Raw genomic sequence first — 532 nt, 5'->3', positions numbered from 1 at the left:
CAAGGAATGTTCCCGAAATGGAAGTTTGAATACGATGCCAAGCGCAATGTGTATATGTGCCCAGCCCAACAGGAACTGCCCTACCGAACAACGGACCGTAAGGGATACCGGCAGTATGCCTCTAATCCAGCTCAGTGCCAGTATTGCCCACTGCTGGGCCAGTGTACCCAGTCTCGAAACCACCGCAAAGTGGTGACTCGGCATGTCTGGGAAGACAGCAAAGAATGGGTACGGAGCAACCGACTGAGCGCATCCGGGAAACAGCTGTACCGTAAACGAAAAGAGACGATTGAGCGAAGCTTCGCGGATGCCAAAGAGCTCCATGGGTTTCGCTATTGCCGTATGCGCGGACTTCCGAACGTCAGGGAACAAGCCCTCATGACGGCAGCCGTGCAGAACATGAAGAAGATGGCGATCCACCTGGATCGTCTGGAGAAACAGGGGTAACACCCCGTTTTTCCAGATACCAGACCATTATTATGTAAAGAAAAAGAACCCGCGTCTCAAAAAGACGGGGTTTCTCGACAATCTG

The 532-nt window shown here is 52.4% G+C and carries 1 protein-coding gene; it reads left to right on the top strand.

What is annotated here, in order from left to right; genetic code table 11:
- Positions 1 to 447: transposase (locus tag E0698_RS26300; RefSeq protein WP_192513436.1), on the top strand; the 447-nt coding region annotated here is incomplete at its 5' end.
- Between the last annotated feature and the right edge of the window lie 85 nt (positions 448 to 532).

This window comes from Paenibacillus sp. 23TSA30-6, assembly GCF_014858585.1.
GTDB lineage: Bacteria > Bacillota > Bacilli > Paenibacillales > Paenibacillaceae > Paenibacillus.
Note: the sequence above shows the minus strand (reverse complement) of the source record. Positions and strands in the feature narration are given on the sequence as shown.